The 20,763-nt window shown below is 36.5% G+C and carries 17 protein-coding genes; 8 read left to right on the top strand and 9 right to left on the bottom strand.

Features of this window, described 5'->3' with window-relative positions; genetic code table 11:
* Positions 1 to 12 precede the first annotated feature (12 nt).
* The 5 genes from HXT46_RS03820 to HXT46_RS03800 all read right to left on the bottom strand — a co-directional run bounded on the left by HXT46_RS03820 (position 13) and on the right by HXT46_RS03800 (position 3,933).
* The gene (locus tag HXT46_RS03820) at positions 13 to 858 is read right to left on the bottom strand and encodes an energy-coupling factor ABC transporter ATP-binding protein (protein ID WP_009993757.1); all 846 of its coding nucleotides are present in this window, start codon (positions 856 to 858) and stop codon (positions 13 to 15) included.
* Positions 842 to 1,696 (bottom strand): energy-coupling factor ABC transporter ATP-binding protein, encoded by an 855-nt coding sequence (locus HXT46_RS03815; protein ID WP_004113544.1) that lies wholly within the window; start codon positions 1,694 to 1,696, stop codon positions 842 to 844. Before HXT46_RS03815 ends, HXT46_RS03820 begins: the two co-directional genes overlap by 17 nt.
* Positions 1,680 to 2,300 (bottom strand): energy-coupling factor transporter transmembrane component T, encoded by a 621-nt coding sequence (locus HXT46_RS03810; protein ID WP_230454567.1) that lies wholly within the window; start codon positions 2,298 to 2,300, stop codon positions 1,680 to 1,682. Before HXT46_RS03810 ends, HXT46_RS03815 begins: the two co-directional genes overlap by 17 nt.
* A gap of 240 nt (positions 2,301 to 2,540) precedes the next feature.
* Positions 2,541 to 3,152: an ECF transporter S component gene (locus HXT46_RS03805; protein ID WP_013399619.1), complete on the bottom strand. Its 612-nt coding sequence runs from the start codon at positions 3,150 to 3,152 to the stop codon at positions 2,541 to 2,543.
* A 79-nt stretch (positions 3,153 to 3,231) separates the two neighbouring features.
* The gene (locus HXT46_RS03800) at positions 3,232 to 3,933 is read right to left on the bottom strand and encodes a Crp/Fnr family transcriptional regulator (RefSeq protein ID WP_075038722.1); all 702 of its coding nucleotides are present in this window, start codon (positions 3,931 to 3,933) and stop codon (positions 3,232 to 3,234) included.
* 136 nt (positions 3,934 to 4,069) lie between these two features.
* Here HXT46_RS03800 and HXT46_RS03795 point away from each other — a divergent pair, with 136 nt between their 5' ends.
* Positions 4,070 to 5,248: an MFS transporter gene (locus HXT46_RS03795; RefSeq protein ID WP_009994132.1), complete on the top strand. Its 1,179-nt coding sequence runs from the start codon at positions 4,070 to 4,072 to the stop codon at positions 5,246 to 5,248.
* A gap of 17 nt (positions 5,249 to 5,265) precedes the next feature.
* Positions 5,266 to 6,231: a nucleoside hydrolase gene (locus tag HXT46_RS03790; RefSeq protein ID WP_020761465.1), complete on the top strand. Its 966-nt coding sequence runs from the start codon at positions 5,266 to 5,268 to the stop codon at positions 6,229 to 6,231.
* Positions 6,232 to 6,367: 136 nt separating this feature from the next.
* Here the strand turns inward: HXT46_RS03790 and HXT46_RS03785 are convergent, their stop codons facing one another.
* Both HXT46_RS03785 and HXT46_RS03780 read right to left on the bottom strand, forming a co-directional pair.
* Positions 6,368 to 8,311, bottom strand: a complete 1,944-nt coding sequence (locus HXT46_RS03785; protein WP_410311304.1) for a beta-N-acetylhexosaminidase — start codon at positions 8,309 to 8,311, stop codon at positions 6,368 to 6,370.
* Between the two features lie 66 nt (positions 8,312 to 8,377).
* Positions 8,378 to 9,517, bottom strand: a complete 1,140-nt coding sequence (locus HXT46_RS03780; RefSeq protein ID WP_004114978.1) for an ROK family protein — start codon at positions 9,515 to 9,517, stop codon at positions 8,378 to 8,380.
* Between the two features lie 277 nt (positions 9,518 to 9,794).
* Between HXT46_RS03780 and HXT46_RS03775 the strand changes: the two genes are divergently transcribed.
* A complete protein-coding gene (locus tag HXT46_RS03775; protein ID WP_004114979.1) occupies positions 9,795 to 10,751 on the top strand; it encodes an ROK family protein in 957 nt (318 codons plus the stop codon).
* Positions 10,752 to 10,912: 161 nt separating this feature from the next.
* Here HXT46_RS03775 and HXT46_RS03770 read toward each other — a convergent pair whose 3' ends face one another.
* Positions 10,913 to 12,628: an acetolactate synthase large subunit gene (locus tag HXT46_RS03770; RefSeq protein WP_004117736.1), complete on the bottom strand. Its 1,716-nt coding sequence runs from the start codon at positions 12,626 to 12,628 to the stop codon at positions 10,913 to 10,915.
* 277 nt (positions 12,629 to 12,905) lie between these two features.
* Between HXT46_RS03770 and HXT46_RS03765 the strand changes: the two genes are divergently transcribed.
* The 3 genes from HXT46_RS03765 (at position 12,906) to HXT46_RS03755 (ending at position 16,905) form a co-directional block, all read left to right on the top strand.
* Entirely contained in the window at positions 12,906 to 14,099 is a 1,194-nt protein-coding gene (locus tag HXT46_RS03765) for an SLC13 family permease (RefSeq protein WP_004113569.1), read from the top strand.
* Positions 14,100 to 14,490: 391 nt separating this feature from the next.
* Positions 14,491 to 15,876 carry a PTS ascorbate transporter subunit IIC gene (locus HXT46_RS03760; RefSeq protein WP_004113572.1) on the top strand — a complete coding sequence of 462 codons (1,386 nt, stop codon included), beginning with the start codon at positions 14,491 to 14,493 and terminating at the stop codon, positions 15,874 to 15,876.
* 300 nt (positions 15,877 to 16,176) lie between these two features.
* Positions 16,177 to 16,905, top strand: a complete 729-nt coding sequence (locus HXT46_RS03755) for a GntR family transcriptional regulator (protein WP_004114987.1) — start codon at positions 16,177 to 16,179, stop codon at positions 16,903 to 16,905.
* 144 nt (positions 16,906 to 17,049) lie between these two features.
* On the opposite strand, the gene rpsT is transcribed toward HXT46_RS03755, so the two are convergent.
* Positions 17,050 to 17,310, bottom strand: a complete 261-nt coding sequence (rpsT, locus tag HXT46_RS03750) for a 30S ribosomal protein S20 (protein WP_004113577.1) — start codon at positions 17,308 to 17,310, stop codon at positions 17,050 to 17,052.
* A 255-nt stretch (positions 17,311 to 17,565) separates the two neighbouring features.
* Between rpsT and lepA the strand changes: the two genes are divergently transcribed.
* Positions 17,566 to 19,446, top strand: coding sequence for a translation elongation factor 4 (gene lepA, locus HXT46_RS03745; protein ID WP_004113579.1), 1,881 nt, complete (start codon positions 17,566 to 17,568; stop codon positions 19,444 to 19,446).
* Entirely contained in the window at positions 19,443 to 20,762 is a 1,320-nt protein-coding gene (gene hemW, locus HXT46_RS03740; RefSeq protein ID WP_009994119.1) for a radical SAM family heme chaperone HemW, read from the top strand. Before lepA ends, hemW begins: the two co-directional genes overlap by 4 nt.
* Position 20,763: the final 1 nt, after the last annotated feature.

The raw sequence follows: 20,763 nt of genomic DNA, 5'->3' as shown, positions 1-20,763 counted from the left end.
ATTGCATATACCTTAATGATTATTGCGATTCGCAATATATTTAGCTAAAGCACGTATAGGATTATCTTTATGCATATAGTTAATTCCGAGCGCATTCATTATATGTACTATGATTGGTTGGTCAATATGCGCGCGTTTTATTATTTCTACATTCTGGAATGCAGATTCGATGCTCCCTTTGTATAACACATTTCCGTTATCAAGTATGAGAGCATTTTGACAATTTTCGTATGCGAATTCCATGTCATGGGTGATAAATAATACTGTTACATTTATCGTATGTAAATAATTAAGTATTTTTACAAGTCGCATTTTTTGTGGTTTATCCAACCCACCAGTCACTTCATCCATAATAATAATATGTGGTTCTCTTAGTAGTGCAGATGCAATGTTAATAAATTTTCTTTCAGCGAATGACAAATTAAATGGGTTTGTATTTTCTTTATCGTTTAAACCAGTAAGATTCAGAACGCGACTGTAAAGATCATTGTTTATATTCTTTATCCCATATGTAATTTCTTTATGTACAGTGCTGTTAAAAATTTGATCATTTGGGTTTTGAAAAATATAACCAACGAGTGATGTAATATCGTGTTGCTTTAATGTCTTATATTGTTTTCCTTCAATAGTTATGTCTCCAGAAGTTGGCTGTAATAAATTGTCTATTATTTTGGCGAGAGTGCTTTTACCTGCTCCATTGCTACCTATTATTGCGCATAATTCACCACTTTCGAATTCTATGTTTACGTGGTTTAGTATTCTGCAGGATTTTTCTTGTTTATCATTATTTTTATTTTTTATTTTTTCATTTGAAGGATATTGAAAACTTACATCGTTCAATTTAATTGCGATGCTCATCGCATTTCTCCTTTAATAAAACTATTAATTCGCCTATATCTGTTATGTCAGGGGTTATTTGGATATCAAACTTACGTAACTTTTTCACAATTTTGACAACTTCTGGAATATCAATACAGTCAGAAGGGAAAGTTTCATCATAAAAAACATCATATTTATTTCCATAATGAGTGATAAAACCATTTTGAAGAACAATGATATTATCTGCATATTCCGCTAACAAATTTGTATCTTGTTCACTAATTATTACGGTATGTCCCTCGTCTTTGTATTTTTGTAGAAAATTATAAATATTTTTAGTTTCTTCTGGATCAAGTTGTGAAGTAGGTTCGTCAAGAATTAGTATTTCTGGATTATTAACTATAACGCACGCGATTGCAACGCGTTGAACCTGCCCTCCGGATAGGGTTAGTGGGTTTTGAAGCGCAAGTTGTTCTATGTTAAGTAATTGCATAACTTGTGTAACCAGACTCTCTATTTGTTGAATAGGGATACTGCGATTTTCTAAGCTGAATGCAATTTCTTCAAATACAGTTTTTTTGATATGACTTAACTGTGAAAAAGGATCGCTAAATACAAAGCCTACACTGTCACATTCATTAGATTTTAATAAATCAATCGTGTTGTTTAATAGTATTTTTCCAGAATATTTTCCCTTATAGAAATGAGGAATATATCCCTTAAGAGATAAGCATAGACTTGATTTACCTGAAGCGTTAGCTCCAATTACTCCATATATTTTCCCTAATTCTAGCTGTATTGTTATCTTGCTTAAAGCTGGTTTTGAAGTAAGTGGATAAGTGTATGAAAAATTGCAAATATTATATGATATAACCATAAATTACTCTTCCTAGAATAAGAAAAACTAGTGTAATTGTTCCTATTGTTAGTACTAATTTTTCGTGACCATTATGATTAACCTGTTTAATATATGTCTTTTTTTCTGAACTAAAAAAATTTCGCGAATCAAGCATCATTATGCGTTGCTCGATGTTTATTAGTGAAGTAATAAATGCTGGAAGCAAAATCGAAGTAAATGTGCCAATTCTACGTATTAAATTTCCATTAAAGTTTATTCCACGACTTTTTTGCGAGGTTATTATTGCTTTAATTTGCATTTGTAAATAATCAATCGTTTGGAAAGTAGAAAGTATTATGAAACATGTTTTATTGCTCATCCCAAGTTTGTTTAAAGATATTGTAATATCTTCTATATCAGTTATTTGGAAAAAACATATGACTATAGTTGATATATTTAAGGTATTCATTCCGAGCGTTATAGAATTAGACAATGCTGTATCTGTAATCTGCAAAAAATTAAGACTTAATATTGTATTTCCTTGTCTACAGAAAGCGACTTGAAATATCGCAACAAATAATGAGAACATGGCTATACTTGATACGAGCTTATATCCATTCTTTTTTATTCCACATAGAATCATCAGAACAAGTAGAGCAACAAAATAGGGGAACAATAAAAGTCGCAAATTGTATAATGTGAATGAAAAAGTATTTAATATAATATCTACTAATATTAAATATATGGTCAATATAAATTTTGTTGTCGGGTATAGCGTCGCAAGTATCTTGGTATTTTTTACTTGATTAATAGTATCGATATAATGCATGTACATAATTACTTTTATCTCTGTATTTATATAGTAAACTCGATTTAATTTTTACTATTCAGAATCTGAATTTTTTAAATAAAGTAAACCTAATGGGAAAAGAAGCAGTAATTTATTGGGCAAGCATTTTATAACGCTTAAGCATATAATGATTGTTAATACTCTATCAACCCATGTAAAGAATCCTTCAGTAGAGAATACAGAAATCCAGATATTCATTCCAGATGCAGTTATTAAAGCCGCTATAATAGATGATCCTCCGCCAGTGAACCCGCTAAATACTAGGACTACAATCGGTGCTGAAATAATAATGGATATTGTTGCCATGATTATTGAAGAAATAAAAATTTTCATATAATTTGAAAACATTTTATGTTTTGCTAGAATACCAGCGCATAAGGCTAGAGCAATATTGACCACTATGAATGGAAGCATGGTTGGCATAGTGATTGATGAAATTATTGAAGATAGCATTCCAGTTGTTATTCCTACAAGTGGCCCAAAAATCATGCATGCAAATAAAGTACCTATAGTATCAAGGAAAATGGGTAGTTTTAGCATACCTGCTATAGTTCCAGAAATATAATTAACAGCAACACATAATGGTATTGTGACAACTGCAACAGTAGTAAATTCTTCCTTGAATGATTTAATTATCTGTTTCATGCAATCACTTCCTATTTGATTACTACAAATATTATCTTTTTGACTATTTAATTATCAAATGACATTTGTCATTTGATAATTAAATAGTCATAGAAGAGTATCTTTTATGTAGCAAAGCAAAATGTTGGTCCGTTATAACCAATTTTCCTCTTATGCTTGTTATAAGATTCTCTTTTTTCATGGATTCTAGATACCTGTATAAAGTTCGTAAATTAATATTTAGTATTTTTGCTAAATCTTCGCGAGTATATGGGCATATATACGGTCTATCTTTGTTTGCTTGAGTATATAAATAATATCCAATAATGTCAATTGATTCAAGTAGTCTTTTCGTTGCTGCTTCTTGCATTGTTCTTCCCGCTGTTTTTGCGAATATTGATAATACGCAATAGCAAATTTTGCCATTTTCTTGAACAATTTCGCGAAATAGCGAAGATGGAATTCTAAATACCAAACTTTTTTCTTCTGCCATAACGAAAGCAGTATAATGCGGTTCATTGGTAACGAGTTCAAAAAGTCCCAGTATTTCTATTGGTTCAATATTTGAAATAACTCCATCGTTACGATTTAAACTTCCTCGAACTGTAGCTTTACCATCTAAAAAGATATATACATATTTTGCTGCACTATTCATATTTATGAGAACATCATTAGTGTGATATGTTCGTATGAATTGGTGAGGAATGAGTTGTTTTGCTTTCTCTATTTTTACAATCGTACTCATGCTATCCGTTGCATCTAGTATAAATTCAAGCGCCGTTGCTATACATTTGTTGTTCATGATTTACTTTTACTCCTTAAGAACAAAATTAGTCATGACAAGTGTCATTTTAAGCATTATAAAATCATGATATTTTTTAGGCAAGCCTCTAATGGTTTATAAATGTTAATTAAAAGAACTAGGAAAGTGTGAAATCATGAAGCGTAATGATGCGCTAAAAGCTTTTCTTTCATTTGCTATGTATTTCTTGGCAGGTTCGACATGTGTAATGATTGGCAGTACGTTGCCACAGTTAGTACAAACCTATGGACAGAAGATTGAACTTGTCGGTTTACTTGGATCAGCATATGCTCTTGGTAGAATTCTCACCGTTAACATAACAGGTGTTCTTGTAGAGAAAATTGGATCAGTAAAAGTTTTAGGAATTGGTACTTTTATTACTGGCATATTTATGTTTGGTATTCCTACAATTCCTAGTTTTGTTTCTGGTTTAATACTTGCGTTTGCGGGAGGCATTGCATTTGGCACGCAGGATGCTGCATGCCCAACATTGTTAAGTAGCATATTCAAAAAGAATTATGAAAGTTCATTGACTTTTGGACAAGGACTATTTGGTGTAGGAACTACAGTTTCACCATTTGTATTAGGTCTGTTCTTGAGTGGTAAATTATCTTATGCATGGTCATATTATGTGTTAGGTATTCTTTCATTTATTATCTGTGCGGTGTCTTTTATAGTCAAAGATACGTCTGAGATTAAAGATACAGAGAAAGAGGAAGAACATATCAGGCCACTATATGCTAAGAGTAAGATTCTTGCCTATGCTGGAATTGTTATTTCAGTTGCCGCATTCAGCGGAGTATCGACTGCTATAGGTATGTATACAACAAGTTTTGCAATAACAAAAGGAATAAGCGAATCAAATGCTGCATTTATGTTTACACTATTTAACTTAGGTTGTGTCCTTGGAGGTTTCCTTTTCACTTGGATTCTGAGATATGTAAAAGGTACCTTAGTGCTACTCATGAATTGTATCGGTTCATTTATTGCTATTCTTGCCGCAATGCTTGTTAACACTGCCTTGAGTTACTATATTGGGCTTTTCGTTGCTGGTCTTTTCTTAGGCGTTTTATTTAGTGTTATTGTTGCAATTGCCTCTAGAATTATGTATAAGCGCGTGAGTATAGCGTGCTCTATCGTTGCTACAGCAAGTGGCGTAGCTGATATGCTAACTCCTATCGTTGTTGGTGCTGTTATTTCGCAATTTGGAGTAGGGTTCTCATATACATTCGGGCTTATAATGCTGGCAATATGTATTGCTTCGGCTGCACTGCTAAAGATAGTTACATTTGAAAATACAGTTTCTATTAATTGATAGGGTGTTGAGAGTTTATGGAAAATAAAGAAATTTATTCTAAAAAGAAAATAATAATAGATACAGATTGTGGTTCGGATGATGCTATGGCAATTGCCATGGCTTTAAATGATCCTAGATATAAGATATTAATGTTTTCCACTGTATCAGGAAACGTATGCATGGAACAAGCGACTATTAATACGCTTACTACTATCGAGCATGCTGGTTCATATGAACCACCTGTATATAAAGGAAGTAGCAGCATGCTGTTGCGCGATTTGGTTTATGCTCATGAAACCCATGGCAGAGATGGAATGGGTGATATTGGTCTAGTGCCTCATCGCTTAAAAGAAAGTAATGGTAATGCTGTTTTGAAAATGATTGAAACTTTGAGAAACAGTGAGGATGGTGAAATAGACATTATTGCATTAGGGCCATTAACTAACATTGCTCTAGCTATTAAGGTTGATTATGAAGCGATGAAAAAAGTTGGTCGCATAGTAGTTATGGGATCTGCTGGTCTAGGTCGTGGAAATGTTTCTCCTGTAGCAGAATTCAATATTTGGCAAGATGCAGAAGCTGCAAAGATATTAGTTGATTCTGGTCTTAAAAATATTATGTTTGTTGGATGGGATGCATGCTTGGGAGAATGTATGCTGAATCCACAAGAAATTGCTAATATTCGCGAAAGTGGAGAACTTGGTAAGTTTGCCATTGATTGCAATAGGGAATTAATGGAAATGAATATTAGCCGTTTTGGGGATGCTTATCTCGATATGGCTGATCCATCTGCTGTTGCCGCTGCGCTATATCCTGAATGTGTAAGCGAATGCACAAAATATTATTGCCAAGTTGATGCAACTCCTGGACCAAGTTATGGTTCAGTTCTTGTTGACGCTAATTTCTTCTCTGGGAAGACTCCGAATGTTGAAATATGTAGTAAGCTTAATCCAGAAAAATATAAAAATTACATTTATCGTACTTTACATGTTGTAGATTAGCAAAATTTGTCTTTACCGACATGCTTTTCTATCTTGCAATAACATTTAAATACGACCGGGTTTGTTTATTGTTATTCATAAACTTTCTCGGTCGTATTTATATTTAATGCGTATATGTCCAGTAAATATACTTTTCTCACATCCCTAGTATTTTTATATACCAATCCAATACTTCTCGTATCCTGTACAAGTCTGCCGTTTTACCTATTGATTCCCAACGATTTTGATATTGGGTGAACCATTCGTTCAAATTTGTTTTAAAAGATTTTGCTTCAGCTAGAGTAAATCTCTGGTTTAGTATGTACAACCCTAATTGGTTGAGCAGTTGTTGACCTTGAATGTTTAAAATGCTAGTGCTTATAAAATCTTTGTTTATATTTTCACAGTTTATATTTTCGCTGCAAGCATTTATATCGTAGATGCTCTTTGAGCATTCTGATAGAGTGCGATTATATTCTTTAGCATTTAATATTCGTGCTTCTCTTTCATTTAAGAATCGTCTTCTTGCTTGTTCTAGGGAAGTGTTCTTTGGATATCCTAATGAAAATAGTACATCTTCGTTTGCTATATTTTCGTTATTGTATTCAAGTTCTTTGAATTGCACAGCGTCAGACCAGCTGAATGCTTGTGCATGAGACGCTTGTTTAATAATGTTAAGTAAGTTTGAGTTTGTTCTGTTAGCAAATACATTACTTACCTTGTTTATTAAATCTTTTTTTGCAATATTATTAGATTTCCAAGCATATTCCGATGATATTATTACATACGGAAGTGAGAGTATTGGATCGTTTATATGTCCATAATCTCCCCAATCAGTTAACAAAAATCCTAATACATGATTTTTGTGCCCATATTCACATGTTTTGGATATGTTACTTATAGCAGAGTCAAAATCTGGTATAAGCCTATTCCAAGATTGTGTGCCAGGGCATACGTATTGATCGCGATTCTGACTTTTTATTAGTTTTATATTGTTTTCATTCATGTTTGCCGAGTAATCCCAATTTGCAAAAATAACATTTTTTGGAATATCAGCTAATAACTCTGGGTGTTTTATTGCAATATCAGCATACATTATTGGCTGCAAATCTAATTCGTGTAATTTTTCACATAGCTTTTTAATATAGGACAAATAAAGATTTGCCACTCCTATTTTTTCAGCAACATTTTTACTTTCACCGCATCCAAGGTCAAAGGTCTCATCGGCGCCAATATTAAACTTATTAGATTTAAATAGTGATGCATAATCTTTAATCCTTTTAGATATAAACGGTATAGTGTTAGGATTAGTAGGATTTAGAGTATGATGCATCATTCTTTCAACAAAACTGAAGGGTCTTTCTGATTGGTCTGGGAATTCGCCAAGCTGTTTATATGAGTTACTTCTTAGTATTTCATACATGTGTCCAAAAGTTGCAAGTGTTGGAACGAGTTCTATTCCTCTTGCATAGCAGTATTCATCTAGATCGATAATCTCATTACAAGTTAATGGTGAATGTCCAATCCAGGATTCAATTGTGTCATCTAAATCGATAACATGTTCTACGTATAGTTGAAGTTGATTATATTTGTATAGACTTAACTGGTCTACTAAAGTTTTTAACCATGAAAGTTTTGGCACTCTTCCTCTTGAAACATCATAAGAATATGCTCTTACAGGTATTTCTGGAAAGTCTTGAATTTGTAATGATGGCAGTATTAGACCATATTGCATAATTAGTTGTCTTATAGTTTGTATTGCAAAGCATATACTCGCTATGCTCCCAGCTTCTATGCTTATAAGTGTTTGATTGGTCGAGATTTTAGATGAAATTTTATATTCTTGAATACGTAGATTTTTGTTAATAGCTGCCGATATAGCGCTTTTATATCCTTCTGAGTAGCTAATGCTCCAGTTGCAATTGTGATTGTTTTTCAAATCTTCACATAGCTGTTTTGCTGCTGTAGTTATTCTTAAGTCTGGTTTAATATTTATGAAACTAATATGACTTGATTGTGGAAGCGTAATAGTATCTTTTGCGTATATTGATATGTTTTGTGGTGAAGGTATTATTTCGGTATTTGAATTGTCGATTTTCATTTTGTGCTTCTTTGCTACTAGTTTTTACATTAATTTTTTGTTGATTGCTTCTTTGCTTTTTATATCTTAGAGATTCATGATTCTATTTTGAATTACTGATATACATTCTCCTATAAGAGTTATGTCATTGTTGCAAGTGCATCTTCTTACTGTACAAGGATGTTTTGGACTGTATGGACCATATTCTTGTATTGCTTTTTCTGTAGAGCTTATAAATACCTTATTTACAATGTCGGATGGTCCATAAATTACCACGTCTGTTAAGTCTAAAAGATTAATTGTTGTTGTGAGAGCTTTTCCTAAATAATTACCTGCCTCTGCTAATATATCTTCTGGTTTTCTATTTGATGTAAACATTTTTCTATGCAGTGTTTCCGCGGAAATATATGTTTCTAAACATCCTTTTTTGCCGCATGAACAATCTGGTCCTTGCGGATCTACTGTAATATGACCAATTTCTCCTGCAGAATTATTTATTCCAGTGATAATAGCATCATTTATTAATATTGATGCGCCAACACCTAACGATAACTGTATAAATATTGTATTTGGTACGCCGTTGCCGAAGAATCTTTCGGCTAGTAATGCGCTATTCGTGTCATGATCAACGATAATTGGACAATTAAAATGCTTAATCAACTCTTCTTTAATGTTTATATTTTCCCACTGAAGATTCGATGAGCGAACTACTCTTCCTTCATCGTCTACGATCCCAGGTACAGCAATTCCTATTCCTAGTATGTGATTATTTGAATTATTTATTAGAGTTTTGCAAACTTCTATGATTTTTTCACAGTTCGCATCTGTGCTTTTATATAACGATATTTCCGATCTTTTTAATATATCTCCGCACAGATTAACAACAGCGCCTTGTATGAGACAAGGTTGTGAAAGATCTATAGTTATAATGTTCCAATAGTTTGCGTCTACTTCGAGTAGTGTACCTTTTTTACCTCTTTCTATTTTTGACTCTTGACCACTTTCTACTAATATGTGGTCTTCAAGCATTTCGTACACGACGGTTGAAATAGATGCTTTTGATAATTTTGTTTTTCTTACGAGCATAGCTCTAGAAAGTATTTGTTTTGGGAATAAATAGTTGAATATTAGCATTCTGTTATTTATTCTTGCGTCGGCAGGTATGGTTTTTTGAGACACTGTCATTAATTGATTAATCATTGGCTTCGCTATTGTTTTTATGCTCATGTCGTCGTTCCACTTTTAATGCCCATTGTTTTATACATGATATTCTATCAGATAAATATATAGTTTGGAATATATACTAAAACATGTTTTTGTAAAATATTTTCTAATTTTATTTTTTATATATGAAATATTGGAACTATAGATTCCTTTATTTTTCAATGTTTTTATTAAATATATTAGATAGTCTTGCATTTTTATCTTTTAGTGCAATAATTGTACTTAATTGGTTTAATAGGGTTCAACTTCAAAGCAGAAGTATTTTTCTAAGGAGTTTATTATGACGCACAGCACACCGTCGCATATAAGCATAGGGGTAGATGTAGGTGGAACAAAAGTATTATGTGCAGCTTTCAATACTAATAATGAACTGATTGCGCATTCTCAAGTTTCTACCAAGCAAGGTGAAGTAGAGATTGTCGATGAAGTGTGCAAGCTTATTTCTGAAGTGATTAATCAAATTATCCTAAAATATGGCAATGATACTAAATTCACTATAGGAATTGGTGTGCCTGGTTTAGTTAATCAACATACTGGGCAAGTATCTGAATCAGTAAATTTGGGATCTCATAGTATAGATTTTAAGACTGAAATACGTAAACGTTTTGGATTGAATTCTGTAATAGATAATGATGTTAATGCTGCAGCATTCGGTGCATATAATTATTATGGTTCTGATTCTAGTAGTTTAGTGTTTTTGAATTTAGGTACTGGAGTTTCTGCGGGAATTATCATTAATGGCTCTATTTTCCACGGCTCCACTGGTGTGGCTGGAGAAATAGGTCATATAGTTGCTGATACGCAGGGTAGGGATTGCCCATGTGGACAGCGTGGATGTGTAGAAACAATAATCTCTGGAACTGGTTTATCTAAACTTTGGCCAGCAAAGAATGAGTATCCTATCGCGTCTTTGCTGCGCAATGTTTCTGCTAAAAATAAAGAAGCTGAAAAAGTATGGAATAAGTTCATTTCCACCTTAGTTAGTGCACTACAGATTATTACAGTTACTTTTGATCCAGAGATTATTGTTATTGGTGGAGGAGTGAGTAAAACAGGAGCAATTTTATTAAAAGGCGTAAAAGAATACATTTGTAGACTTGAACAAAAATCGTCATTTTTGTCCTCACTAAAAATACCCGATCGTGTAGTGATTGCAAATCAAGAAGTGTTCTTTGGTGCGTTAGGAGCAGCTCTTATTGGCAGACGCTACGATGATAAAGCAAAGGAGGAAAATTAAATATTTAAACCGTGTTGTAAAAGTATTATAAAAATCTCCGCATTGCATTTATTCTTCAGAAAACTACCTTTAACTATCTTTAAATTGGCAGATGATAACTGAATTAATGCAAGTGCGGAGATTCTTCTTATGCAATTAGCACTATAGTTGTCACAATCAACCTAGTTGCCAAAATCAATGTCTCCAAGCTTTTCAATAAGCTTCATGTTTTCGCTATAATCCACTGGGCAAGCTATAACGTCAACGCCGCTTTCTTGTTCCAAAGCTTCTTTAAGCATGTTGTATAAGTCTTCTGGCTTTTGTACGACATGGCCTCTAGCTCCAAAGCTTTCTGCCAATTTTGGAACATTTGGATTAGTAAAATCAACGTATTCGTGTTCTCCAGCGTGTAAGTCCATCTTCCACTTAATCAATCCGTAAGCGTTGTCTTCCCAAACTAGAACAACCATTCTAGAACCCACGCGAACAGCGGTTTCAATCTCTTGAACATTCATCATAAAGCTGCCGTCGCCCATAACAGCAAGAACAGGCTTTGTGTTGATTTTTCCACTATTATCTTTAATAAACGATGCTCCAACAGCTCCAGGCAAAGTCCAAGCCATTGTAGAAAGGCTGTTGTCTATAATGCACGTATTTGGATGCATTGTTGGGTAAAGCCTTGCCATCCACATTTTTAAAGCGCCCGTATCTACAAGAACCTTGGTTCCTTCTGGAACAGCGCGCCTAGTGTCGTATACAACACGCTGTGGTTTCATAGGAATACTGTTATCGTTTTCAAACGAACGTAGCTCGTCTGTAATCATTTGACGAATCTTTGGGTGAGTTACATCAAAAGTAATGTTTCTATCCTTAAGAACATTTGTAAGAGTTTTAAGAGTCTGACCAATATCTGCCATAATGTTTAGGGCAGTAGGGTAGTGTGCGTCTGTGTCTTCAACAAATGTGTTTATGTGAATAATAGTCTTGTCAATATTTGGATTAATCTTCTTAGGGTCAAACTGTTGTATAGAGAATCCAACAGCAATAATCAAATCTGCTGTATCGAAAGCAAAATTCTCATAATCCCTATGCATGAATCCGACTACGCCAAGAGCATTAGGGTGATTATCTGGGAACACGCCTTTGCCTTCAAATGTTGTTGCAACTGGAACATTAAGCTGTTCTGCAAAAGCGCGTAGCTGATCTTGAGCATGGCTTCGTGCAACTCCGTTTCCTGCAAGAATAATCGGCGTTTTTGCTTGGCTAATGATTTTAGCAGCTTCGTCAATAGTATCTGGAGCGGGAAGGATGTGCAGAGGTCTTGGAAGTGGAAGTGGCTTTGCGTTTTCTGGAACGCTCATTTCGCTAATGTCTTCTGGGATTACAAGGCAGGTTGCTCCTGGACGCTTTCTTTGAGCGATTGAGAAAGCTTTACGAACCATTTCTGGAGCAGTGCTTGGAGCTAACATCATCGAAGACCACTGAGTGATCGGTTGGAACAATGACACCAAATCAATGATTTGGTGAGATTCTTTATAAAGACGAGATACGTTTCCTTGAGCGCATATTGCAACAAGCGGGGTCGTGCTTGCGTTTGCCTGAGCCACTGGAAGAGTAAGATTTAATGCTCCAGGTCCAAGCGTTGCTAAGCACACGCCTGGCTTTCCAGTAATATGAGCATAAGTTGCGGCCATAAAACCTGCGCCTTGCTCGTGGCGAGTAAGCACAAAGCGTATGTTTCCATTTCGTTCAATTGCTTCTAAAAGCGGAATATTTTCTTCGCCTGGGATTCCAAAAACAACTTCAACGCCTTCATTTACAAGGCATTCTACAACCAAATCTGCTGTGTTTCTTTTATGATTGTTTTGTTTTGTTTTCTGCAATTCTTCGTTTGCCATAATTGCGCTTCTCGCTTTTGCTTTAAGTTGTTTCAGCCTTTAAGCTTAAACTTCAAGACTTCTTTTCCATTTATAATATAGTCTTCTACGACATGCGCCCATTTTGCGCGTGTCATAAAAATGGGCGGATTTTTGCCTATTCGCTTTGTGGCAAAACTAAAGCTCTTTTAAGACAATATGCCTTGTTATTTCAACGATTTTGTCGGGAATTTTTGCCCCTTTGGATTGGGTTTCTTATACAATTGAACGAGTTGTGTATTTTTGTCACGGAGGAACGATGAGGCGCTGGCTTCTGAATTTGGTCAAGTGTGAAACCATCCTTATTGTGGCCGCCGTTTTAGCTGTTATTTCTTGCTTTTTCGTTCCACCAGATGCGCAATATTTTAGCTACATTCACGTAAACACTATTTCTCAACTTGTTTGCTTAATGATGGTTGTTTGCGGATTCCAACGAATAGGCGTTTTTAGAAGCATTGGCGCGAATCTTCTTAGAAGAGTTAGGACTGAGCGCGGATTAGTTCTGGTTCTTATGTCTCTAACGTTTTTCTCAGCGATGCTTATAACTAATGATGTTGCACTTGTAACTTTTGTTCCTTTTGCGATTTCTGTTTTGATGATGGCGAATGCAGAAAAGCACGCAATTCTTGTTGTGACTTTAATGACGATTGGTGCAAACGTTGGAAGTATGCTAACTCCTATTGGCAATGCGCACAATTTGTATCTTAAAGCGCTTACTAGAATGTCTACTGGTGGATTTCTTTCCATTATGGCTCCGTACACGCTTACTGCTGCGATTCTTATGATTGCGTTTGCGTTTGTGTTCTTTAGCTCTAGAAAAGTCGATCAATTTGAGGGCTTGCATGGAGATGACATTGAACAAAGTGTCTTGGCTCCGCACTCTAAATCACCTAAACCAGATGAGATTCGCGTTATGGGTTACGGTGTTGGTTTTACTCAATGGCGAGTTATTGTTTATAGTCTTTTATTTGTTTTGTGCTTGTGTGGAGTAGCTGGCTGGATTCCAGACTGGATTATGGTTTTGGCAGTTGTTATTGCCTTTATTATTTGCGATTCGCATGTGTTCCGCGCTCTAGACTGGGCTTTGCCTCTTACATTTATAATGTTCTTTATTTTTATTGGAAACATGCGTAGGGTCCCAGGATTTACCGAGATTGCACAAATGTGGGTTGGCTCTCATCCTATGGAAGTTTCGGTTGTTTCTAGTCAAATGATTAGTAATGTTCCAACTACTATCTTACTTTCAGGCTTCTGCGACCAGTGGAAGATGCTTATTATTGGTACTAATCTTGGCGGTATGGGAACGCTTATTGCGTCTATGGCATCTTTGATTTCATACAAGAGTATTACGCATAAGTATCCTCATAATAAGGGTCGCTATTTGCTTATGTACACAATTGTGAATCTTCTTTTCTTGGCTGTTTTGATTGGTTTAGCTTGGATTATTGAGTAGTGTTTTTCTGGCTTTTTGCGTGATTTTTGCATTGTGGGTGTGTCTTTTATTGCAATTATTGTGATTATTTTCACATATTTTTACGTTATTCTGCAATGAAATGCTAGTAAATTTCAGATTATTTGCGATTTTGTTGTATTATTTTCTATTAAATCGCAATTATGCTTAATAATTTTCATTTTATTTAAAATATATACGAAAATCATCAAAAATTGAATATAACATTATAACAAATTTATGTCTTGGCTTATCCATTATTATGGCTTCTTGCACTAAGTTAAGTTTGGGCAAAAGACTTTTGGCATTAATTACATTTTCTCTCTTGTAATTTTGTAAATTATGCATGCCAAAATCAGCTCACATATTAATAAAAATATATAAGGAGAGAACTATGAACGGTGTTCTGTCTATACTGCTAGATGTTTTTAGACAACCATCTGTAATAGTTGCAATGATTTCTCTAATTGGTCTTGCAGTACAAGGCAAAAAGATTTCCGACATAGTACAAGGCTCTATTCGTACAATGATTGGTTTCTTAGTATTGGCAGCCGGATCTGGAGTAGTCACTGAAGCACTAAATCCTTTTGGGAGCATGTTCCAATATGCGTTCCATGTTCAAGGCGTAGTACCAAATAATGAAGCTATAATCGGTACAGTTCTTATGAAGTATGGATCAGAAGCAGCATTAATCTTCTTCTTTGGAATGATTGTTAACATTGTTTTATCAATAACATCTAGATTTAAGTTCATTTACTTAACTGGTCACGTTGCATTCTATATGGCAAGTATGCTCGCAGTAATCTTCAATGTCGCAGGTTTTAATACTCTAACCGTTATTATTCTCGGATCATTCGCTCAAGGTCTACTTATTACGATTTCTCCAGCATTGGTTCAGTCATTTATGCGCACTGCCTCCGGCAAAGATGATGTTGCACTTGGACATCCTACGAGTAGTGGAGTTCTTATTGGAACTTTGATTGCAAAACTTACAGCTTCTAAAAAGCATCCGTCTAAGTCTACTGAAGATATTAAGTTCCCAGCTGCTCTTGGATTCTTAAAAGATACAACTGTTCTCATTGCACTTTCAATGGCAATTATCTACGCTGTTGTAGCACTTTTTGCGGGGCCGCAATATATTGAATCGCATTTATCTAATGGGCAAAACTTTATTGTGTTTGTTATTCTTAAGGCTGCAATGTTCTCTGCAGGCGTTTTCATTATTCTTGCAGGCGTACAGGTTGTTTTAGATGAGATTGTTCCAGCATTTAAGGGAATATCCGAAAAACTCGTTAAAAACGCTAAACCAGCATTGGATGCTCCTATGACTTTTGGTTTTGCTCCAAACGCTGTTCTTATTGGATTCTTGGCAAGCTTTGCTGGCGGAATTGTTGGAATGGTTATTATGGCTTTGGCTGGCACAACAGTTGTTATTCCAGGAATTGTTGCTCACTTTATGGCTGGTGGTGTTACTGGCGTATTTAGTAACGGCCAAGCTGGTAGAAGAGGCTGCGTTGTAGGCGGTTTTGTTAATGGTATTGTTATTACATTCTTGCCGTTACTTCTTTTGCCTGTTTTGGGTAATCTTGGTTCTGCAAACTCCACTTATTCAGACGCTGATTTTGGTGTAACTGGAGTTTTTCTTGGTTACACGAATGTTGCAGGAGGCAAAATCGTAAGTATTATTGCAGTTGTAATATCTTATGTTCTTTTCTACGCGTCTTCAATATTGTTGACGCGCAGAGAAAATAGTAAAGTCAAATATGCAATTGAAAACTAATACAATTGTGAAGAGTTATTGTAGAAATTAAACTTAAATCACAATTAAAAATAGAAACGATAAGTCTAAAAGGTTATGATCTTGAATTTGCGATTAAATAGCAACTTTAATCAATAATTTAAGATTGTAGCCTTTTGTAGTATAGGCACGCCTTAATCGTATATTGGCATAATATACTGATACTATGTAACTGTTGTGTGTTTTGAAAGCAAATTTGTAAAAATTTTCTTAAAAGCTTCATTTTTTAAGATTTTTTTTTTAATAGCTTTTAAAAGAAAATTACTATTTGGAGAGTGGATTGTGACCGAAGGTGTACCTAAATATATTGCCGTGCGAGACAATCTTAGGAAACGCATTGACTTAATGGAGCCAGACGAACAACTTCCTCCAGAGGTAGAATTGTGTAAGCAATACAACGTTAGCCGAATTACTCTTAGACATGCAGTTGATAATCTGATATTGGAAGGTCTGCTTGTAAGAATACAAGGCAAAGGAACTTTTAGAGCAAGAGATGTTATTCACAGTGTTAACCGTGAAGTTATATCAGACCAGGTTCAAGGCTTTTACCAGAATTATTCTGAAAGCAAAGAACATATACGAATCAAAGTTATTCAAAATGATGTAGTTAAAGATGAATCTGCTGCTTATAAGCTTGGTTTAGATGAGTCAATTGATCTTATTTGTGTTAAACGATTAAAGTACGTTGATGACGTTTTGTCTAATTACAGTGTAGTTTATCTTGAAGCTTCAAGATTTCCAAAAGTTTTGACTCATGATTTTACGAAAAAATCTTTAGCAGAGTTTCTAGAAAGCGATTACGCTGTAAAGCTTTGTGAAAATGATTTGTCTGTTCATGTTGAGCAACTATGTGGAACCATGGCAAAAGTTTTACAGGTTGAAGATAAAACTCCATCTCTTGCAGTTGAATCCATTGTTAAGGACTCTTTTGGTTCAATAATAGCCTTTGGTGCTGCTGTTTATACACCAAAGTATTGTGATATTCAATTCAAAATGCATATTACTGTTTGATATTACTTTATTTATTCTTGAACGATTCTTGTTTTTCTATATAAAAATGTTCTAGTATACAGAAAATCTCCGTTACCAAATGTAAACAAATGATAACGGAGATTTTTCAAACTCTAATTAAGATCGCAATCTAATGCGACTATTTTAAAGAGCGTTGATTGCCAAAGCAAGACCAGACTTACGGTTTGCAGCCTGATTCTTATGAATCACACCACGACCTGCAGCCTTGTCAAGCTTTTTAGCAGCCACTGCGAATGCAGCTTCAGCTGCAGCCTTGTCACCAGCAGCGATGGCTTCACGAGTAGCGCGGATAGCAGTCTTCAAAGCAGACTTCACTGCCACGTTACGCTTGTGTGCCTTCTCATTGGTGAGCACGCGCTTTTTCTGCGACTTAATGTTTGCCACTATTACTCCAAACGACGTTTGCTATATCAAGGACATACAAAGGGTAAGCATAGCATGATTCTTGGATAAAACCACTAATTTTCACGAATATTAATCACCATAATGCTTACTGCATGCATTAAATGTAATTAAGTGCATAACTTGCTGTTCTTATCTTCTTGGACTAGGGTAGTCAAGTTGCTACCATTAATGAGTTACAGTGCTTGATGCACATTATACTATATATTCATTGTGTCTTAAAAGGAGATATTTGCTTTGATTACACCGCATAACCAGCCAGGATTTACGGATCAATCGTTGATACGCAATTTCTGCATTATTGCGCATATAGATCACGGCAAGTCTACTGTAGCGGATCGCATTTTGCAGCTTTCTGGGATTGTGCCAGAACGTGAGATGCGAGACCGTTTCTTGGATCGCATGGATATTGAGCAAGAGCGCGGAATAACTATTAAATCGCAGGCTGTTCGCGTGCCGTGGACTTTTGACGGTAAAGAGTACTCGCTTGGCATGATTGATACTCCTGGTCACGTTGATTTTACTTACGAAGTTTCGCGTGCGCTTGCAGCATGCGAGGGTGCGGTTTTGCTTGTGGATGCCACTCAAGGTATTGAAGCGCAGACGCTTTCCAACCTTTATATGGCAATCGAACATGATTTAACGATTATTCCTGTATTAAACAAAATCGATTTGCCTAGTGCGGAGCCAGACAAGCATGCGGAAGAAATAGCTGGATTAATTGGTTGCAAGCCTAATGAAGTTTTGCGTGTTTCTGGGAAAACTGGCGAAGGTGTAAAAGATCTTCTCGACCAAATCGTGCTGGAAGTGCCAGCTCCTAGTGGAAATCCTAATGGCGCTGCTCGTGCGCTTATTTTTGACTCAGTCTACGATTCGTATCGCGGAATCGTCACATATATTCGTATGGTTGATGGCGAGCTTAAATCGCGTGAAAAATTGCATATGATGGGCATTGGCATGACGCATGATCCTATTGAAATCGGCGTTATTAGCCCAGATATGACTCCAACAAAGGCGCTTGGAGCGGGAGAAGTCGGCTACGTAATTACGGGTGCAAAAGACGTGAGCCAATCTAAAGTTGGCGACACTATTACTAGCGCCGTAAATCCCGCATCCGAGCCTTTGGAAGGCTACAGAGACCCTAAGCCTATGGTTTACGCTGGCTTATTCCCAATCGATAACGCGCAATTCCCAGAGCTAAGAGATGCTCTCGACAAGCTAAAACTTAACGATGCTGCTCTTATTTACGAGCCAGAAACATCTGTTGCGTTGGGATTTGGTTTCCGTTGCGGATTCTTAGGACTGTTGCACATGGAGATTGTTTCCGAGCGCTTAAGTCGAGAATTTGGATTAGATCTTATTTCAACTGCTCCAAACGTAACTTACGATGTTACTAGCGAAGACGGCACCGAGCATCATGTGACTAATCCTAGCGAGTTCCCAGAAGGCAAAATCAAGCGCATTATTGAGCCAATGGTTGCTGCCGATATTATTGCGCCTAAAGATTTTATTGGCGCGATTATGGACTTGTGCCAAGATCATCGTGGGGAAATGGGCACAATGGAATACATTAGTGCCGATCGTGTGGAAATGCATTACAGGATTCCTCTTGCGGAAATCGTTTTTGACTTCTTTGATCAGCTTAAAAGCCGCACAAAGGGCTACGCTTCTCTTGACTACCACGAAGATGGCGAGCAAGCTGCAGATCTTGTTAAGGTAGATATTCTTATTCAGGGAGATAAGGTTGACGCTTTTAGCGCCATCGTGCATCGCGATAAGGCTTATTCTTACGGCGTTATGATGACGAAGAAACTTCGCGGACTTATTCCTCGCCAACAGTTTGAGATTCCAATTCAGGCTGCAATTGGCTCGCGTATTATTGCTCGCGAAACGATTAGTGCGCTTAGAAAAGACGTGCTCGCTAAATGCTACGGCGGCGATATTACTCGTAAGCGCAAGCTTCTTGAAAAGCAAAAGGCTGGTAAGAAGCGCATGAAGATGCTTGGACACGTTGAAGTTCCTCAAGAAGCGTTTGTTGCGGCTTTGGCTACGGATGATGGCGCAAACGATAGAGACACTAAAGATAAGATTCGTGCAGCGCAAAAGTCTGAAGGATGAGTTTAGAGTTGGATGCTGAATTAAATAAATCAGCTATGCAAACTAAAAGCATGCCTTTTGAAGTTTACGTGCACGTGCCGTTTTGCTTGCGTCGCTGCGGTTATTGCGATTTTAATACGTATACTGCTCGTGATTTGGGCGAAGGTGCGAGTCGTGAAGGGTACGCGGATGTTGCGATTCTAGAGATGCGTCTTGTAAAAAAGTGGCAGGAATTTCACGGGATTTTCGAGCCTAAAGCGCAATCTGTTTTCTTTGGCGGCGGCACTCCGACCGTTCTTAAAGCGCAAGATTTAGTGCGAATTTTGCAAGAAATACGTAACTTGTGGGGCATTATGCCTGGCGCGGAAATAACTACGGAAGCAAATCCAGACACTGCAGACGAGTCTTATATTGAGACGCTTGCAGAAGGTGGATTTACGCGAATATCTTTCGGAATGCAATCGGCTGTGCCACATGTGTTAAAAACGCTTGACCGCACGCATACTCCAGAAAACGTAGAGCGCGGAGTTAAAACAGCGGATGCTTGTGGTTTGCGTTCGAGTGTTGATTTGATTTATGGAGCTCCAGGGGAGAGTCTAGACGATTGGCGAAAGTCGGTAGAAATGGCTTTGAGCCTGGGCGTTAACCACGTTTCCGCGTATGCGCTAACAGTAGAGCCGCGCACAAAAATGGGTCGCCAAATTGCTGCTGGCACAATTCACGCGCCAGATGACGATGATGAAGCCGCGAAATACGAAGTTGCAGACGAGCTTTTTAATTCTGCGGGCCTAGAGTGGTATGAGATTTCTAATTGGGCGCGCACTGGTTTTGAGTCTCAACATAATCTTGGATATTGGAAGAACATTGATTGGGCAGGAATTGGCCCAGGGGCTCATTCTCACTACAATTCTGTTAGCGGCATTAGCAAGCAAAGCATGGATGATTGTGCTCTTTTGGCGGATTCAAGCAAGTTTTACAATCTTAGATCTTGGGATATTTTGCATCCAAAACGTTGGGCGCATGCGATTAATGCAGGAAACGTGCCTTGGCAAAACTACGAGTGTATAAATAGCGAGGATGCGTTGATAGAAGAGGTAATGCTTGGGTTGCGCATTAGGGAAGGTCTTAGTATTGATGAATTGTGTACAAAGATGCGTAAAGCAAATTGCGAATTTGACGATTCTTATTTGCAAAAAGTGCTAATCGAAGTGTGTAAAGAAGATTTGGCAGTGTTGAACAAAAATCGTATTGCTGCCACTCGAAAAGGGCGTTTATTAAACGATTTATTAATCGAAAAAATTGTTGACGCGTGCCAAAATGGCTTAGTTATGCGTTAAA

The organism is Gardnerella sp. DNF01204 (assembly GCF_049244145.1).
Classification (GTDB): domain Bacteria; phylum Actinomycetota; class Actinomycetes; order Actinomycetales; family Bifidobacteriaceae; genus Bifidobacterium; species Bifidobacterium vaginale.
The sequence above is the reverse complement of the archived record's forward strand: the minus strand, read 5'-3'. Positions and strand labels throughout refer to the sequence as shown.

Coding starts and splice junctions, on each gene's coding strand:
- HXT46_RS03820 (WP_009993757.1), bottom strand. CDS start 858: ATGAGCATCGCAATTAAATTGAACGATGTAAGTTTTCAATATCCTTCA.
- HXT46_RS03815 (WP_004113544.1), bottom strand. CDS start 1,696: ATGGTTATATCATATAATATTTGCAATTTTTCATACACTTATCCACTT.
- HXT46_RS03810 (WP_230454567.1), bottom strand. CDS start 2,300: ATGATTCTATGTGGAATAAAAAAGAATGGATATAAGCTCGTATCAAGT.
- HXT46_RS03805 (WP_013399619.1), bottom strand. CDS start 3,152: ATGAAACAGATAATTAAATCATTCAAGGAAGAATTTACTACTGTTGCA.
- HXT46_RS03800 (WP_075038722.1), bottom strand. CDS start 3,933: ATGAACAACAAATGTATAGCAACGGCGCTTGAATTTATACTAGATGCA.
- HXT46_RS03795 (WP_009994132.1), top strand. CDS start 4,070: ATGAAGCGTAATGATGCGCTAAAAGCTTTTCTTTCATTTGCTATGTAT.
- HXT46_RS03790 (WP_020761465.1), top strand. CDS start 5,266: ATGGAAAATAAAGAAATTTATTCTAAAAAGAAAATAATAATAGATACA.
- HXT46_RS03785 (WP_410311304.1), bottom strand. CDS start 8,311: ATGAAAATCGACAATTCAAATACCGAAATAATACCTTCACCACAAAAC.
- HXT46_RS03780 (WP_004114978.1), bottom strand. CDS start 9,517: ATGAGCATAAAAACAATAGCGAAGCCAATGATTAATCAATTAATGACA.
- HXT46_RS03775 (WP_004114979.1), top strand. CDS start 9,795: ATGACGCACAGCACACCGTCGCATATAAGCATAGGGGTAGATGTAGGT.
- HXT46_RS03770 (WP_004117736.1), bottom strand. CDS start 12,628: ATGGCAAACGAAGAATTGCAGAAAACAAAACAAAACAATCATAAAAGA.
- HXT46_RS03765 (WP_004113569.1), top strand. CDS start 12,906: ATGAGGCGCTGGCTTCTGAATTTGGTCAAGTGTGAAACCATCCTTATT.
- HXT46_RS03760 (WP_004113572.1), top strand. CDS start 14,491: ATGAACGGTGTTCTGTCTATACTGCTAGATGTTTTTAGACAACCATCT.
- hemW (WP_009994119.1), top strand. CDS start 19,443: ATGAGTTTAGAGTTGGATGCTGAATTAAATAAATCAGCTATGCAAACT.